Origin of the sequence: Burkholderia sp. MSHR3999 (assembly GCF_000833595.1) — a bacterium.
GTDB lineage: Bacteria > Pseudomonadota > Gammaproteobacteria > Burkholderiales > Burkholderiaceae > Burkholderia > Burkholderia ubonensis.
The window spans coordinates 365,101-381,350 of record NZ_JRFO01000002.1 but is presented as its reverse complement, the minus strand read 5'-3'; the positions used below and the strand labels follow the sequence as shown (position 1 = coordinate 381,350).

Annotated in this window: 17 protein-coding genes; 5 read left to right on the top strand and 12 right to left on the bottom strand. The window is 66.8% G+C overall.

Going from position 1 to position 16,250, the window contains the following annotated elements; translation table 11 throughout:
• Positions 1 to 90 precede the first annotated feature (90 nt).
• The 7 genes from KY49_RS12445 to KY49_RS12415 form a co-directional block, all read right to left on the bottom strand.
• Positions 91 to 525, bottom strand: coding sequence for a hypothetical protein (locus KY49_RS12445; protein WP_042584951.1), 435 nt, complete (start codon positions 523 to 525; stop codon positions 91 to 93).
• The gene (locus KY49_RS12440) at positions 522 to 1,712 is read right to left on the bottom strand and encodes a multidrug effflux MFS transporter (protein ID WP_042584950.1); all 1,191 of its coding nucleotides are present in this window, start codon (positions 1,710 to 1,712) and stop codon (positions 522 to 524) included. The genes KY49_RS12445 and KY49_RS12440 overlap by 4 nt, the downstream gene beginning before the upstream one ends.
• A 57-nt stretch (positions 1,713 to 1,769) precedes the next feature.
• Positions 1,770 to 2,396 carry a thermostable hemolysin gene (locus KY49_RS12435; RefSeq protein WP_042584949.1) on the bottom strand — a complete coding sequence of 209 codons (627 nt, stop codon included), beginning with the start codon at positions 2,394 to 2,396 and terminating at the stop codon, positions 1,770 to 1,772.
• Positions 2,397 to 2,409: 13 nt separating this feature from the next.
• Positions 2,410 to 3,885, bottom strand: a complete 1,476-nt coding sequence (locus KY49_RS12430) for an AMP-binding protein (protein ID WP_042584948.1) — start codon at positions 3,883 to 3,885, stop codon at positions 2,410 to 2,412.
• Positions 3,882 to 4,808: a TauD/TfdA family dioxygenase gene (locus KY49_RS12425; protein ID WP_042584947.1), complete on the bottom strand. Its 927-nt coding sequence runs from the start codon at positions 4,806 to 4,808 to the stop codon at positions 3,882 to 3,884. The genes KY49_RS12430 and KY49_RS12425 overlap by 4 nt, the downstream gene beginning before the upstream one ends.
• A gap of 218 nt (positions 4,809 to 5,026) precedes the next feature.
• Positions 5,027 to 5,983, bottom strand: coding sequence for a LysR family transcriptional regulator (locus KY49_RS12420; protein ID WP_042584946.1), 957 nt, complete (start codon positions 5,981 to 5,983; stop codon positions 5,027 to 5,029).
• Positions 5,984 to 6,085: 102 nt separating this feature from the next.
• Positions 6,086 to 6,628: a MarR family winged helix-turn-helix transcriptional regulator gene (locus KY49_RS12415; RefSeq protein ID WP_042584945.1), complete on the bottom strand. Its 543-nt coding sequence runs from the start codon at positions 6,626 to 6,628 to the stop codon at positions 6,086 to 6,088.
• A gap of 104 nt (positions 6,629 to 6,732) precedes the next feature.
• Here KY49_RS12415 and KY49_RS12410 point away from each other — a divergent pair, with 104 nt between their 5' ends.
• Positions 6,733 to 7,581, top strand: a complete 849-nt coding sequence (locus KY49_RS12410; RefSeq protein WP_042584944.1) for an alpha/beta fold hydrolase — start codon at positions 6,733 to 6,735, stop codon at positions 7,579 to 7,581.
• 16 nt (positions 7,582 to 7,597) lie between these two features.
• On the opposite strand, the gene KY49_RS12405 is transcribed toward KY49_RS12410, so the two are convergent.
• The 3 genes from KY49_RS12405 to garD form a co-directional block, all read right to left on the bottom strand.
• Complete coding sequence (locus KY49_RS12405) at positions 7,598 to 8,038, bottom strand: DoxX family protein (RefSeq protein WP_042585007.1); 441 nt, start codon at positions 8,036 to 8,038, stop codon at positions 7,598 to 7,600.
• Positions 8,039 to 8,193: 155 nt separating this feature from the next.
• Positions 8,194 to 8,649, bottom strand: a complete 456-nt coding sequence (locus KY49_RS12400; protein WP_042584943.1) for an RbsD/FucU family protein — start codon at positions 8,647 to 8,649, stop codon at positions 8,194 to 8,196.
• Between the two features lie 211 nt (positions 8,650 to 8,860).
• Positions 8,861 to 10,417, bottom strand: a complete 1,557-nt coding sequence (garD, locus tag KY49_RS12395; RefSeq protein ID WP_042584942.1) for a galactarate dehydratase — start codon at positions 10,415 to 10,417, stop codon at positions 8,861 to 8,863.
• 231 nt (positions 10,418 to 10,648) lie between these two features.
• Between garD and kdgD the strand changes: the two genes are divergently transcribed.
• Positions 10,649 to 11,563: a 5-dehydro-4-deoxyglucarate dehydratase gene (gene kdgD, locus KY49_RS12390; RefSeq protein ID WP_042584941.1), complete on the top strand. Its 915-nt coding sequence runs from the start codon at positions 10,649 to 10,651 to the stop codon at positions 11,561 to 11,563.
• A 42-nt stretch (positions 11,564 to 11,605) separates the two neighbouring features.
• Here the strand turns inward: kdgD and KY49_RS12385 are convergent, their stop codons facing one another.
• A complete protein-coding gene (locus KY49_RS12385) occupies positions 11,606 to 12,145 on the bottom strand; it encodes a hypothetical protein (RefSeq protein ID WP_042584940.1) in 540 nt (179 codons plus the stop codon).
• Between the two features lie 152 nt (positions 12,146 to 12,297).
• Here KY49_RS12385 and KY49_RS12380 point away from each other — a divergent pair, with 152 nt between their 5' ends.
• Both KY49_RS12380 and KY49_RS12375 read left to right on the top strand, forming a co-directional pair.
• Complete coding sequence (locus tag KY49_RS12380; RefSeq protein WP_042584939.1) at positions 12,298 to 13,212, top strand: LysR family transcriptional regulator; 915 nt, start codon at positions 12,298 to 12,300, stop codon at positions 13,210 to 13,212.
• 103 nt (positions 13,213 to 13,315) lie between these two features.
• On the top strand, positions 13,316 to 14,446 hold the full coding sequence (locus KY49_RS12375; RefSeq protein ID WP_042584938.1) for a DSD1 family PLP-dependent enzyme: 1,131 nt from the start codon (positions 13,316 to 13,318) through the stop codon (positions 14,444 to 14,446).
• Between the two features lie 46 nt (positions 14,447 to 14,492).
• Here the strand turns inward: KY49_RS12375 and KY49_RS12370 are convergent, their stop codons facing one another.
• Positions 14,493 to 15,125, bottom strand: coding sequence for a helix-turn-helix transcriptional regulator (locus tag KY49_RS12370; protein ID WP_042584937.1), 633 nt, complete (start codon positions 15,123 to 15,125; stop codon positions 14,493 to 14,495).
• A 133-nt stretch (positions 15,126 to 15,258) separates the two neighbouring features.
• Here KY49_RS12370 and KY49_RS12365 point away from each other — a divergent pair, with 133 nt between their 5' ends.
• On the top strand, positions 15,259 to 16,230 hold the full coding sequence (locus KY49_RS12365) for an ornithine cyclodeaminase family protein (protein ID WP_042584936.1): 972 nt from the start codon (positions 15,259 to 15,261) through the stop codon (positions 16,228 to 16,230).
• Positions 16,231 to 16,250: the final 20 nt, after the last annotated feature.

Here is a 16,250-nt window from a genome sequence, read left to right as displayed (position 1 = left end):
GTTTAAATATTTCGTGCGGCGTCCGTACGAAAAAAGAGCCGCACGTCCGGCGGCAACCGGACGTGCGGCCTGAAATCGCTCACCGCCGGGTCAGGATCGGGGAGTGAGCGGGCGCAGCGCGTCGAGGGACCACGCGCGCGCATACGGATGCCACATCGCGAGCAGCACCGCGCCGAGCAGCAGCAGCGGGTTCGTGCTCACGGCCCCGCACATCAGGAACAGCGCGGACATCGCGGCGGCCGCGGCGATCCCCCAGCCGGCCGCGACGCCGAGCAGGATCGACAGGCCCGCGCCGAGCTCGAGCCACGGCACCGCGACGTTGATCGCGGCGACGTGCGGCAGCGCGAACCGGCCGATCGCGTCGACGAGCGCGAGCCGCACCGCGTCGGGCGCCGCGGCGGAGCGGGTGGCCGCGGCCGCGAGGAACGGCGCGGCGTCGAAGCTCCCGGCGAGCTTCGACAGCCCGGCCCACGCCCAGAACACGCCGAGCACGACGCGCAGCGCGAGCGCGGCGGCCGCCCTCATCGCGCCACCTGAACGTGCAGGCGATGCAGTTGCCGGAACGCGAACGAGCTCACGCCGAGCAGGCACATGAACATCACCGCGATCGCCGCGTTGGTCGCGATCGGCAGCGCGCTCACGATGCCCGACGCGAGCGAACCGAGCACCAGCATCAGGCAGCCCTGCAGGCTCGCCGCGGCGCCCGCGCGCCCCGGAAACAGCGCCATCGAGCGGGCCATCGCGTTCGAGAAGATGAAGCCCTGCGCGAACGCGATCAGCATGATCCCGCCGAGCGCGGTGACGAGCACGAGCGCGGTGCCGCTCGACGCGACGCACGCGACGCCGAGCGCGAACAGCACGATCCCGCCGCGCATCAGCTGCTCGCCGCTGTAGCGCTTGATCAGGCTGCGGTTCAGCGTCGTGCCGCCGAGGTAGCACAGGCCGACGGCGAGCGCCGTCGATCCGAAGTACGACGCGCTGTGCCCGAGGCGATGCTGCACGATGTACGGCCCGATCACGTTCCACATCAGGAACGCCGAGAAGCTCATCCCGAGCATCCCGACGGCGGACAGGAAATGCGGATCGGACAGGATCTCGCGGTAGCCCGCTATCGTTTGCGCCGGCGTGCGCCGCATCTCGGGCCGCAGCGACTCGCGCAGCCCCGCGAACGCGAACGACAGCACGACGAGCCCGTAGCCGCAGTAGACGACGAAGTTCCAGCGCCAGCCCGCCATCTCCTGCACGAGCCCGCCGACGTACGGCGCGATCACCGGGCCGAGCCCGAACGCGAGACTCAGGTAGACGATCGCGACGCGGAAACGGTCGCCCTTCACGGTATCGACGAGCACGGCGCGCGCGACCACCTGGCACGACCCGATCGCGAAGCCCTGGATCGCGCGACCGACCATCAGCGCCTCGAACGACGGCGCGGCCACCGCGAGTGCGCTGCCCGCGATGAACAGCGCGAGGCCGGCCAGCACGGACGGCCGGCGCCCCCACCAGTCGGCTAGCATGCCGAACGCGAGCTGGCCGAGCGCATAGAACACGAGCGTGATGGTGATCGTGTTCTGCATCATGCTCGGCGCGACGCCGAGCTCGCGGCCGATCGCCGGAATGCTCGGCGCGTACAGGTCGATCGCGATCCCGCCGACGCTGTTGATCAGCGGCGCCAGGAACACGAGAAAGTTTTCGTATTGTTTGGAATCGGACATGGGGACGTTCCAGATGTAACGAGGCGGGCCGGCGCCGAAGCGCACGGCCCACCGGGATCAATGACCAGTCGCGGCGAGCGCGACGTGCCGGGAAGCGCAGCGCGGCGGAGGCTTGTCGTCGAGCGGGCTCCAGGCGGGCAGCTCGTCGCGCGCGGCCATGCCGCCGATCTTCACCATGATCACGCGCGGCGCGTTGTAGTAGTAGGTGCCCCAGTCGACGTGCTGGTCGCGCACGCGGCTCACGCTTGCGTGACCGAGATCGTCATAGCCGATCTGCAGCGACTGCACGATGTGCCGCACCCGCTCGGTCGCCGTCATCAGCACGTACCGGTAGTGATGCTGGGCAAGCGTGCGGAACACGTTCGCGATCAGGTAGCGCCCCGCGCCCTTCGAGCCGAACGACGAGAACTGCCCGAGTTCGACGAGCTCCGCGCGCGACAGCCCGTACAGGTGCGTCAGCGACTCGTCCAGGTAGTACTCCGAGAAGAGCGGGGCGCTGTCGCCCCAGCTCAACCCGACGCACGCGTAGCCGGGCAGCGTCATCGCGCGGTCGGTCAGGCACCAGAACTGGTCGGGGCGCGGCTCCGGGCGCGCGCCGTGCGCCTGGTAGTAGTTCTGGGCGACCGCCAGCTGCATCGCGCGATAAGCGGCCTGCCCCGGATGGAAAGTTCGTACGATGTGCACGTTCGGCTCCCGATCAGTACAGCGACGCCGCGAGATCGCGCTCGATCAGCTGGCGGCGCGGCCGGCCCGTGACCGTGTAATAGTCCTTGCGGAAGCGCTCGATGTCGGCCACCACCCGCACGCGCCGCACCCGCGCGAAATCCGCGAGCCGCGGCTCGAGGCGCGCCATCTCGCCGAGAATCGCCGCCTCGTCGTGCTGCGACAGCACGATCGCCGCCGGCTCTTCCCGGCCTTCGCCGAACACGACGATGTCGTCGATCAGCGCGCTTTCCTTGTAGACCGTCTCCACCCACTCCGGCGAGATGTTGCGGGCCGTCGACAGGATGATCACGTGCTTCTTGCGGCCGGTGATGTACAGGTAGCCGTCGACGATCTCCGCGATGTCGCCCGTGTGCAGGTAGCCGTCGGTCAGCTCGCACGACGTGTCGTCCGAGTTGTAGTAGCCGGCGCACAGCGTCGGGGTGAGCACGCGCAGCTCGCCGTCGACGATCGTCGGCACGATGCCGTCGAGCAGCGGGCCGGCGGAGCCGATGCGGCGATGCCCCGGATAGTTCAGCGAGATGATCGAGCTGTTCTCGCTCAGGCCGTACGCTTCGTAGACCTGCACGCCGCGCTTGTCGAGCGATTCGAGCACGGTGGCCGGAATCTTCGCGCCGCCGGTGATGATGTGCGGATTGCGGCGGCCGAACAGGCTCGTGACGCTCGTCGATTCGAGCAGCGCGTCGGCTTCCTCGAGCAGCTTCGGCGGCAGGTACAGGAAGTTCGGATCGACCTGCGCGATCAGGTCCAGGTAGTCGCGCGCATTGCCGCTGCGCGCGCCGTACTCGGCGTAGCGCGCCGGCATCAGCGTCAGCGAGCCGCCGGACAGGATCGGCAGGAACACGCCGAGCACCTGTTCGATCAGCAGGCTCATCGGCACGATCGACAGGTAGTCGAGCGGCGCCTGCGGCACGCGCTTCAGCACGTTCGTCACGAGCAGGCCGACCGCCTCGTCGCGAATCTTCACGCCCTTCGGCTTCGACGTCGTGCCGGACGTATGGATGATCCCGCAGATGCCGGGCTCGATCCGCTCGCCGGCCGGCGCGCCCTGCGCGGGCCACGCGCTGCGCTCGCTCGCGGCGTCGAGGCACGCGATGCCGGGCAGGATCGCGCTGATGCGCGCCGCGGTGTGCGCGTCCTGCGCGAAGATCGCGGTGGCCTTGTGCAGCAGGCTGCCGATCTGCTCGTCGGAGAATTCGATCGGCACCGGCAGCAGCACGGCCTTCACGCGGAAGATCGCCAGCATCGTCGCGACCCACGTATAGCTCGAGCGGGCGGCGATCCCGAACACGAGCCCGCTGCAATCGCCGTACACGTCCTGCAGCGTCGCGGCGATGCGCTCCACGTCGGCGCGCAGTTCCGCGAGCGAATAGTCGCGGCCTTCCATCTCGCGCACGACGATCCGGTCCTGCGCTTCGGCGAAATGACGTTCGAGAAGTGCGCTGATCATGCAATGGCTCCTTTGCGATAGCTTTGTGCGCCGAAGATCCGGCGGCCCGTATCCGCGAGGCGGCGGCGGCCGTGCATCACGCGGGTGTTGTCGATCACGACGATGTCGCCCTTGTTCCAGAACAGGTCGTACGTGTAGCGCGCGGTCACGTCCTTGATTTCGTCCCACACCTCGAAATCGATGTCGGTGCCGTCTTCCCACGTGATGAGCGGCGGTTCGTAGTTCACGCTCGGCCCGAGCAGCGAATTGCAGAACGCGCGGCGGCCGGAGAAGCAGCTCGTGGTGATCGCATTCGTCACGCGTTCGGACGACACGAGGAACTGATCGAGCCGGCGGTAGTGCTGGCCCGGCACGCGCTGGTTGACGACTTCGAGATGCGAGTCGTTCACCTCATGCGCGCTCACCTGCAGCTCGATGCTCAGGAACCGCTGCACGTTCGGCCAGGGAATGCGGCGCGCGTACTTGATCTTGCGCTGCTCGAACAGGCGGCGGGTGGCCGGCGACAGCTCGTGCAGCACGCGCAGGCCGTCGCACATCGTCGTCTCGGAGCCGACGCGCGCCGGCTCGAGGCAGAAGAACCATTGCAGGTCCGGCGTGAACGGCAGGTTGCCGTTTTCCTGGTGCAGGCCCATCTCGAGGTGGCCCGCGTCGATTTCCGCGGTGTTCTCGGTCGACGCCTTGCGCGCCGGATCGAACGTGACGCGCGCCGAGTGCTGGCTGACGAAGCGGTTGAAATCCTCGAGCGTGTCCGCGAAGTTGCGGTAGATCACGACGCCCGAGTGGGCAAGATTTTCGTACAACTGATCGGTATCGACGATATCGATCGCCTTCTGGCCCGGCTCCAGGCTCTCGATCAGTTCGAAGCCGAAACGCGGCAACGGTTTGTGGTGGACCTGCGCGGTGACTACGTCAACATCCATCATGTGTGCCTCTCACTCTCAGTGTGGTTAGTCTTGGTGTGTTCGAGTCCTGGCCTCGTCGAACACCACTCAATTTACCGACACGAAGCGGCACGCCGTTTTAAAAATTAAAAGCTGGATGTAATTTTGTTGAGAGATTCGTGAAAAAGCCTGCCGGGTGCTTCTTCACGCGAAAGAATCGGCCGCGGCGGCGCGCCCGCCTGCGCGCCGCCGCGGCCCGTTCAGAGCGCGTGCGCCGCGCCGGGTTCGAACGCGTTCGCGCTCGCGAGATCCTTGAACAGCATCCGCATGCTGCGGATGTCGTGGTTCTTTTCCATCTGGGTCGCCCAGATCACGTCGAGCGTGAAGGTCGGAAAGCCGAGCGGCACGTCGCAGATCTGCACCGAAGGCGGGATCGACAGGTACGGAATCAGCCGTTGCGGCAGCGTCAGCACGACCGGCAGCCGCGAGACGATGTTCAGGCAGGCCTGATACGTGTTCGCCCGCGCGACGATGTTGCGCGAGCGCCCGAGCTTCTCGAGCCAGCCGTCGATCATGTTGCGCTCGGAGATCCACGGCGTCGGGAACACGTGATGCATGTCGCAGAACTCGTCGAGCGTCACGCGCGTCGTCGGCGCGAGCTTGCGCGATGCGGTCAGGCACACGAACGTGTCGGACAGCACCGATTCCCATTGCAGGTCCGGATGCAGCCGGTGATAGCCGGGGCCGAAGCCGGTCGCGAAATCGATCTCGCCGGCGAGCAGCCGCTCGACCGGCAATTCGCGGCCGAGCCGCTCGACGATCAGCGACGTCTCGCGGCCGCGCTTCATGAACGATTCGAGCACGCCCGGCAGCAGCAGCAGCTCGAAATACTCCGGCGCGCACACGCGGATCACGCGGTGCGCGGCCGCGGCGACCTGGTCGTCGTCCATGTCCGCGCAATGGTTCACCGCATCGATCACGTTGCGCAGATACGGCTCGATCGCCTCGGCTTTCGGCGTCGCCACGAGGCTGCCGTGATCGACGTCGAACAGCACGTCGTGAAAGCAGTTGCGCAGCCGCTTCAGGCAATAGCTGACGGTCGGCTGGCTGATGCTCAGCACCTCGGCGGTGCGGCGCGCGCTCTTGTGTTCGTACAGGCACAGAAACACCATCACGTCCTGCAAGTCGAGTTGGCGCAATACGTTGTTGTTGAGCACGATATGTCCTGGTCGTTTTTCGTTGTGTTTGTGATGCGCGCGGGCCCTCTCAAGCCCGGACGGCCAGGCGCGCGGTCCATGCGCGCCGGCCGCGTTGCGCGCCTAGCCGGTGCCGTCGTCCGGCGCCAGCGCCTCGCCCGGCAGCGCGAGCAAGGCGGTCTTCAGCAGCGCGGCGAGCGCCGCGCGCTCGTCGCGGGTCAGTCCGCCGAGCAGCAGGTCCTGCGTCTCGACGTGCACCGCGACCGCCCGGTCGATCAGCGCGAGCCCGTCCGGCGTGAGCCGCACCGCGAGCCCCCGGCCGTCGTGCGGGTTCGGCACGCGCTCGACGAAGCCCGCCTGTTCGAGCCGCATCAGCCGGTTGGTGATTGCGCCCGACGTGATCATCAATGAGCGATACAGTTGCGTCGGCGACAATTCATACGGCTTGCCCGCGCGCCGCAGCGTCGCGAGCACGTCGAACTCCCCTTCCTTGAAACCGAACGGCGACAACGCCTCGGTGCGCGCCTTTTCACAGTGCTTCGCCAGCCGCGCCAGCCGGCCGAAGATCTCCATCGACGTCACGTCGAGCCCGGGCCGCTCGTCGCGCCATTGCGCGACGACCCGGTCGACGTGATCGACGCGATCGCTGGATGCCTGAGCGCTCATGAATATCCTCGCATCTGAAGAGGTCATCGAACCCCGCTTGTCATGAATATATCTCAATATTAAGATAACAACGAGAGCGCACGTGGACGCGCAACGGAGCACACATGGCAAAACTATCATTCAAAGACCACGATCTCTATTACGCGGACATCGGCAGCGGCCTGCCGATCATGCTGATTCACGATCTGGGCAGCTGCGGACTCGCCTGGGCACGCCAGGTGCCGTTCCTGCGTCACGCGGGATATCGCGTGATCGTGCCGGACCTGCCCGGTCACGGTGCGTCGTCGTATCCGTCGCGCACGCTCGCGATGGGCGAGCTCGCCGCCGACCTGGAGGGCCTGCTCGATCATCTCGGTCTCGACAGCGCGGCGCTCGTCGGCGTGTCGCTCGGCGGCGCGATTGCGCTGACGGTCGCGATCGACGCGCCGTCGCGCGTCGGCAAGCTGGTGGTGTGCAACGGCTGTTCGAACCTGGTCGCCGACGACCACATGCGCCGCGTCGCGCAATGGAAAGCGGGATTTCAGCGTGGCGACGGCGCGGTGCGCTGGTTCGAGGAGATGTGGCCGTCGCTGGTCAGCGCGGAATTCGCGCAGTCGGAGCGAGGGGAAATTGCGTATCAGATCGGTCATGCGCGCGCGGCCGCGACCGACGCGGCGCATCTCGCGCGCATATGCGACAGCATTGCGAGCTACGACGTGCGGCGCCGCCTGAATCTCGTGCGCAGCGAAACGCTGGTGCTGCACAGCGAGGACGACGGCGTGTATCCGGCGGTCGAAGGCCGGCGTCTCGCGGCGATGATCCCGGGCGCGCAGTTCGGTTCGCTGCCGGGCAGCGGCCACCATCCGAACCTCGATCGCGCCGACACGTTCAACTGGACGCTATTGCACTTCCTGTCCGGTCACGATCCCGCGTTCGCCGCGCGCGCCGAGCCGCCGGGCCTGCCATTTCAGTGAGCGGCCGGGCGCGCGTTCAGCGCAGGCCCGAACCGTACGACGAAGCGGGCCGGCGCACGCCGTCGATGCTCACGCCGCCCGCACCGGTCACGAACAGCAGCAGGAAGCCGCCGGCGATCGCGACGTTCTTCCAGAAATGGATCACCATCTCGTGCTGGACGGCGGGGTTCGTCGCGTCCCAGAAATTGTGCCCGACCACTGCGGTCGCCAGCGTGTAGAACGCCATCAGCAATGCGAGCGGCTTCACCTTGTAGCCGACGATCAGCAGCAGCGCGCCGAGCCCTTCGATGGCGACGACGACCGGCGCGACATAGGTCGGAAACGGCACGTTCAGGCCGCGCAGGTAGCTGACCAGGTCGCCGTAGCCGAGCAGCTTCATCACGCCGCCCCACAGAAACAGCGCCGCCAGCGCCAGGCGCGCGAAAAAAATGACGCCGGAATCGACGGGACGCGTCATGCCTTTCTCCTCGTAGCAGTTCGGCCTGCCGAGCGGGTCGCGGCCCGGCAAATGGGCCAGCATAGAGGCTCTTTCGGGCGAGTCAAAGCAAAAGGTTGTACCAAATCTTTACAGAGCGGGCCACCCGATTCCGGATAACGAAGCAATCGATGCGTTTAGCCCGCGTCGCTCAACAACACGCCCTTCTTGAACACAAAGCAGCCGTAGCCGCGCAACTCGCCGGTGACGATCACCGCATACGCCTGCTGCGCACGCGCGTAGAACGCGAACCGGTCGATGCCGGCGAGCGGCACCGCGCGCCCTTCCGCGCGATCGATCTCGGCCTGCACTTCGTGCTGCACCGGCGGGACGGCGGCCGGATCGCCGACGACTTCCATCCGCGCCGCGGGCGCATCGACGAACGTGTCGAGCGGCAGCACGGACAACACCGCGCGCACGACCCGCGCCGAATCGGCGCCGTCGATGCGCAGCGCGCGGCCGACCGCCGTATGCCGCGCGACGGACTCCGCCGGAAAATTCGCATCGCAAATCACCACTTCGTCGCCGTGGCCCATCGCGCGCAGCGCGTGCAGGATGTCGGCGTGCAGCAGCGGATCGAGGTTCTTCAACATGACGGCAAGTCTCCGGAATCGTGAACGAACCGCATACGTTACCCGATCCCGGCGGCCGCTGCGCTCGGCTCACGACGTTCACGAGGCTCACGGCGCGCCGGCGGTCGGCAACGTTCAAGGCAAGCAGGCTTCGCGCATCGCGCGCGCCCCAGACGAATACGGGCGCCCCGAAGGCGCCCGCATGCCGATCGGCCGTCCGATCGCCCGCGCGTCAGGTCACCGGCGCCGGATTGAACAGCGCCAGCGCGTTCGCGAGCTGCCATTGCTCGGCCCACGTGCGGCGCCTGCCGCTCGCGACGTCGAGCATCAGCCGGAACAGTTCCCAGCCCACCTCCTCGATCGTCGCCGCGCCGGTCGCGATCTGCCCGGCATCGAGATCCATCAGGTCGTGCCAGCGGCGCGCGAGGTCGCTGCGCGTCGCGACCTTGATCACCGGCACCTGCGCGAGACCATACGGCGTGCCGCGCCCGGTCGTGAACACGTGCAGGTTCATCCCCGCCGCGAGCTGCAGCGTGCCGCAGATGAAATCGCTCGCGGGCGTCGCGGCATATAGCAGCCCTTTCTGCCGCGCGCGCTCGCCCGGCGGCACGACGCCGGCGATCGGCGCGCTGCCCGATTTCACGATCGAGCCCATCGCCTTCTCGACGATGTTCGACAGGCCGCCCTTCTTGTTGCCGGGCGTCGTGTTCGCGCTGCGGTCGACGCGGCCGCGCTGCAGGTAGCGGTCGTACCAGTCCATCTCGCGGATGATCGCGCGCGCGACGTCCTCGTTGGCCGCGCGCGACGTGAGCTGCGCGACGCCGTCGCGCACTTCCGTCACCTCGGAGAACATGATCGTCGCGCCTGCGCGCACCAGCAGGTCCGCCGCGAAGCCGACCGCCGGGTTCGCGGTCAGCCCGGAAAACGCGTCGCTGCCGCCGCACTGCACGCCGACGACGAGGTCCGACGCCGGGCAGGTCTCGCGGCGGCGGCGGTTCAGCCGCTCGAGATGCGCCTCGGCCATCGTCATGATCGAGTCGATCATCGAGTTGAAGCCGACGTGTGCGGCGTCCTGCAGGCACACGACGCCGCCGTTGTCACCCGGCTCACCATCGGTCGCGACCGGGATCGCGCCCGGCGGCAGCAGGCGGTCCGGCTGCAGCTTCTCGCAGCCGAGGCTCACCGTCATCACCTCGCCGCCGAAGTTCGGGTTCAGGCTGATGTTGCGCAGCGTGCGGATCGGGATGTCGGCGTCCGGCGCGTCGATCGCGACGCCGCAGCCGTACGTGTGCTCGAGCCCGACCACGTCGTCGACGTTCGGATAGCGCGGCAGCAACTCGGCCTTGATCCGCTTCACCGCGTGCTCGACGACGCCCGACACGCACTGCACGGTCGTCGTGATCGCGAGGATGTTGCGCGTGCCGACCGAGCCGTCCGGATTGCGAAAGCCCTCGAACGTATAGCCTTCGAGCGGCGGCAGCGGCGGCGCCTTGCGGGTCGCGAGCGGCAGGTCGTCGAGGCCCGGCGGCTCGGGCATGCGCATCGTGCGCTCGTTGACCCAGCTGCCCCGCCGCAGGTCGGTCAGCGCATAGCCGATCACGACGTTGTAGCGAACGATCGGATCGCCGGCCGCGAGATCGGCCAGCGCGACCTTGTGCCCCTGCGGCACGCCCTCGCGCAGCGTCAGCCCGTCGGCGAACGTCGCGCCCTCCGGCAGGCCGCCATCGTTGACGACGATCGCGACGTTGTCGTCCGGATGCACGCGGATATAAAGAGGAGAAGCAGTCATTGGAATTCCTGGAGGCTACCGGACAAATCGTTAGTCATCATATGACATTGAACACCACCGGAGCATCGTGCGTAAACCCTTATCCGGAAAGACCCTATCACCGTGACGACAGCAAACCGCTTGCACCGCCCTTCCCGCTTGTTGTACGATGACATACAACGACATCGCCACTCTTGGCCCGCATGCCGTTCCCGACGAACCCAGCACTCGCGCTAGACGGACGACTCCATCATGACTTCTCCGCAAGAACTCAAACAGATCATTTCCCACGGCCTGCTGTCGTTTCCGCTGACGGATTTCGACGCGAACGGCAACTTCCGCCCGACGACCTACGCCGAGCGCCTCGAATGGCTCGCGCCGTACGGCGCGACGGCGCTGTTCGCCGCGGGCGGCACGGGTGAATTCTTCTCGCTCACGCAGCGCGAGTACTCGGAAGTGATCCGCGTCGCGACCGAGACCTGCAAGGGCAAGGTGCCGATCCTGGCCGGCGCGGGCGGCGCGACGCGGGTCGCGATCGAATATGCGCAGGAAGCCGAGCGTCTCGGCGCGAGCGGCATCCTGCTGATGCCGCACTACCTGACCGAAGCGAGCCAGGAAGGCATCGCCGAGCACGTCGAGCAGGTGTGCCGCGCGCTGAAGATCGGCGTGGTGGTCTACAACCGCGCGAATTCGAAGCTGAACGCGGACATGCTCGAGCGCCTCGCCGACCGCTGCCCGAACCTGATCGGCTTCAAGGACGGCGTCGGCGACATCGAGAGCATGGTCACGATCCGCCGCCACCTCGGCGAGCGCTTCTCGTACCTCGGCGGCCTGCCGACCGCCGAAGTCTATGCGGCGGCGTACAAGGCGCTCGGCGTGCCGGTGTATTCGTCGGCGGTGTTCAACTTCATCCCGAAGACCGCGATGGCGTTCTACGAAGCGATCGCGAAGGACGATCACGCGACGGTCGGCCGCCTGCTCGACGAATTCTTCCTGCCGTACCTGCAGATCCGCAACCGCCGCGCGGGTTACGCGGTCAGCATCGTCAAGGCGGGCGCGAAGCTCGTCGGCCACGATGCGGGCCCGGTGCGCGCGCCGCTCGTCGACCTGAACGACGAGGAAGTCGCGCAGCTCGACGCGCTGATCAAGAAGATGGGGCCGCAGTAAGCGGTTCGCGCTCGGGCATGACGGAGCGGCCGGCCGCCGCCGTCACATCTTCGAAATGCTCTCGACGATCGCGCGGCGCACACGCTCCAGCTTCGCGCTGGCCACGGCGAACCGGGTGCTGTCGCCGCCGCCCGGCTTGTCGCCCAGGAGCTGGTCCCGGACGCTCGGGTCGACGACCGTATCGAAGAACTGCCGCACGGTCAGCATCGCGTATTGCTTCGCGCGCGCGAGCTGCTCGTTGGCCTGGGTCAGCGCGGCGAAGCGGGCAGCCGGATCGGTGTCGTCGATGCTGCGCCGGTACTTCAGCGCGAATACCAGCGCCTCCATATCCAGCCTGAATCGGCGCACGGCCGCGCCGAAGGCGAGCGAATGCGCGTCGGCCCCGGTGACGGGGCGGCCCTTGTTGATCGTCACGTCGAAATCGCTGCCGCCCAGTTCACGCTGCAGCGCGAACAGTTCGTTGCTGAGGACGCGCCCTTCGCTGTATTCGCCGACCTGGCTGCGGACCGATCGCGCGACGTCGCCGATCGCCTTCCACAATCCGGCGGCGAACAGGTGATCGCCACGCTTGCTGATGTTCATTGCGTCTGTTCCCTCGTTCTGATTTTTCTCAATCTCTCAGGCTCCGCTCGCGGGCCTGACGGCCCGAAGCTCCGCTACTGTAGGAGAAAATCCGGCGACGCGAAAGCCGGCAGCGCATAATGCGCGGCAAAGCCCGCATTAAGGTACGCGAAATGCTCGATCTGGAAGACCTTCGTCTCGTTCGCGCCATCGGGGCGTCACGCTCGCTGGCCTCTGCGGCGCGGCTGCTCGATCTCACGCCCCCTGCCGTCACGATTCGCCTGCAGAGAATGGAGGAGCGGCTGGGCGCAAGGCTCGCCGTGCGGAAATCGAACGGGATTTCCTTGACCGACGAGGGGCAGCGGCTGTACCAGGAAGCGCTGGATATTCTCGAGCGCGTGGAGGCTTTGCCGATCCATATCTCGGGGGAGCACGGGGAAGTGCAAGGCACGCTCCGCGTTGTCGCTCCGTTTGGCTTCGGGCGGAAGTACGTGTCCCGGATCGTGCGCGACGTGCAACTGGCTCATCCGAAGCTCGAAATATCGCTGCACCTGTCGGAGAGCCCATTGACCCATGCGTCCGGCGCCGACGTGGTCGTGCACATCGGCACCCTCAAGTCGTCGTCCTGGGTCGGGTATCCGCTGGCGCCCAACGAGCGATTCCTGTGTGCGAGCCCGGCGTACGCACGCCGCATCAAGGCACTGAATCACCCGGCCGACCTGGCACGTTACAACTGCCTGTGCCTGCGGGAGAACGACGAGGACGTACCGCGATGGCGCTTCTCGCAGGAAGGCGACCCTCGACGGTCCACCGTCATCCGCATCGCAGGCGCGCTTTCCTCCAATGACGGCACCGTCATCACGGAATGGGCGCTGGCCGGGCTCGGGATCGTGGAGCGCTCCGAGTGGGACGTCGCGCCATTGCTGGCGGACGGCAAGCTCGTCAGGTTGTTGCCCGACTGGCGGTTGCCGTCCGCGCCGGTGACCGCGCTCTTGCCGTCGCGAACAGGCAGGTCCGTCCGGCAGCGGATTTTTCTCGAAACCGCGAAGCAGTTCCTCAGTCCGCCGCCCTGGCGCAACAACGCATGAAGGATTAAACGTCGCTTAATGATGGATTAGGCGGCCGTTAAGCACACGGGCAGTCGTCGGGCCTACAGTGTTCGCATCGATAACACATCGAGGCAAACGCATCATGGGCATTCAGACGCTCGACACCCCCGCCGCATTGATCGATGCCGGTCGCATGCGTCGCAACATCGAACGCATGCAAGCGCATCTGGACAAGCTTGGGGTCGAGTTCCGGCCCCACGTCAAAACCACCAAATGCCGGCACGTCGTCGACGCGCAAATCGCGGCGGGCGCGCAAGGCATCACGGTCTCGACGCTCAAGGAAGCCGAACAGTTCTTCGCGGGCGGGATCCGGGACATCGTCTATGCGGTCGGCATGATTCCCGCCAGGCTCGGTCAGGCGCTCGCGCTGCGCCGGCAGGGCTGCGACCTGAAGATCGTCGCCGACAACCTGCATGCCGCGAAGGCGATCGCCGATTTCGGGCGCGAGCAAGGCGAGCGCTTCGAAGTCTGGATCGAGATCGACGTCGATGGTCATCGCTCAGGCATCCAGCCGGAGGACGCGTTGCTGATCGACGTGGGGCGGGTGCTCGTCGATGGCGGAATGATCCTCGGCGGGGTCCTGGCCCACGCCGGCTCCAGCTACGAATACGACACCCGGGAAGCGTTGGTGAAGATCGCCGAGCAGGAGCGCAGCCGCACCGTGCGCGCCGCGGAACGCCTCAGGGCCGCGCGGCTGCCTTGTCCGGTCGTGAGTATCGGGTCGACGCCAACCGCACTTTCGGCCGAAACCCTCGAGGGCGTCACGGAAGTTCGGGCGGGCGTCTACGTGATGTTCGACCTCGTCATGCACAACGTGGGCGTTTGCGCGCTGTCCGAGATTGCGCTCTCGGTACTGGCCACCGTCATCGGACATCAGGAAGAGAAAGGCTGGGCGATCATCGACGCGGGCTGGATGGCGATGAGCCGGGATCGTGGAACGCAGCGTCAGGCCCGGGATTTTGGCTACGGACTGGTATGCGCGGAAGACGGTGAAGTGCTCGGCGAGTACGTCGTGAGCGCGGCCAACCAGGAGCACGGCATCGTGTCGCACTTGCGCACGCCGGACGCAGACATCGCGAAGCGATTTCCGATCGGCACCCGCCTGCGCATTCTGCCGAATCACGCGTGCGCCACCGGCGCGCAACATCCCGAGTATCACGCCGTGGGCGACGATGGCTCGGTACAGACCTGGCCGCGATTCTATGGATGGTGAGCGAGCCCCCGGTGGGGGCGAATGCCGCGCCTCGCGAGAGGCTCGGTTACTTGGCGTCGTTGTACACGGTCGCGCGCGAGACGCCCAAGTGTTGCGCGATCGTCTCCATCGACCGCCGCAAGTCCAGATAGCCCTCTTCCTTGAGCGCCTGCATCAGCGCCCTGCGCTGGTCGGTACGCAGCGCCTGCGGCGTGGTCGCCAGGCTGACCGCGAACCGGTCGATCCGCTCGCGAAGCGAGTCGGCGGTCGACGGGTCCAGCGATTCCTTGACCACCTCCCCACTGGGAACCGAGAACTGTTCGAGCAGTGTCGCGATGCTGCGAAACAGCGTCACGTCGACGTTCAGGCAGAGTGCGGCGAAGTAATGCCCTTCCGAGTCCTTGATGCCGATCGACGTGCTCTTGGCCTGGCGCCCGTCGCTGAACCGATTCGCATAGTTCGCGAGCACTTGCGGGTAGCTGTCGTCCGCGATGCGGGCGAGGCCGAGCTCCGTCGCAGGGTCACCAACCTCGCGCCCGGACAGGTTGTTGTGGATGGCGAGAATCGCGTGCTTCGGCGAGCGCAGGTCGTGAACCACCACCTCCGTAAACGGCGCCAGCGTCTCGCCCAGCCCCGCTGCGATTTGCTTGACCTGCTCGAGAATGACCTGCTGTTCGCCGGTCAGTCGTTTCTTAGCCATCCTGGACTCTTCATCTAGATTTGGCCGCATTGTATAGGTTCTGCGCAGCGCCGCGCGACTTGACTGTTCGTCTAAGTTTAGACACACTGCCAAAACTCTCGACTGGCATTGCGCCAGAGAAGCTGACCTGACGATGCCCACAGACGCCCAACTCCTTCTCCTCGACCGGGATGCCGTCGAACCCGCCCTTCAAGCCGAGCAAGTCATGGCCGCGGTTCGCGAAGCTTTTGTCCTGCACAGTCAAAGGGCCGGACGGGTTTTTCCGGTGGTCCGCGAGAAGCTGCACACGGGCGGCGTATTCGGCATCAAGTCCGGCGACGTCGCAAGCCAGGACCTTCTCGGATTCAAGGCGGCCGGATTCTGGCCAGGCAACCGGGGACGGGGCGGCGAGCCTCACCAGGCAACCGTCGCGCTGTTCGACCCGCACACGGGCCGGCCGCTTTGCATCATGGACGGCAATGCGATCACCACCGCCCGGACCGGTGCGGCGGGCGGCCTGGGGCTGCAATTGCTCGCGCGCCCCGAGAGCACCCGAATCTGCGTGTTCGGCACGGGGGTGCAGGCGCGCGTCCAGCTCGCATACGCACTGAAGCTGCTGCCGCAGCGTTGCACGGTGCAGTACGTGAACGTCAGCGGCGAGCCGGAGCCGGGGTTCGAAGCGGCATTCCGGGGCCAATGCGCGATCCGCGCGGCACGGGACCTCCACGACGCGGTGGCGAACAGCGACGTCGTCATCACCGCCACGCCGGGCGGCGGCGCGTTGTTCGATGCCGATGCGGTTCAGCCGGGCACTCACCTGACGTGCGTGGGCGCCGACACGGCAGGCAAGCGCGAACTTCCGGACGGCGTGCTGGCGCGTGCGCGCATCGTCGTCGACGACCGGGAGCAGGCGCGCGGCATTGGCGAGTGTCAATGGGCGCCGGCGCTGCCGTGCACCGAAATCGGCGACCTTCTGGCGGGAACGGCGTCCATCGATCGCTCGTCGAGCGATATCACGGTATTCGACATGACCGGGCTCGCGCTGCAGGACTTGACGGTCGCGCGTTTCCTTTATGATCAGGCCATCGAGAACGGAGCCGGCATCTCCGTTCCATGGCCTTGGTGAAAACATCTGACCAGCGAATC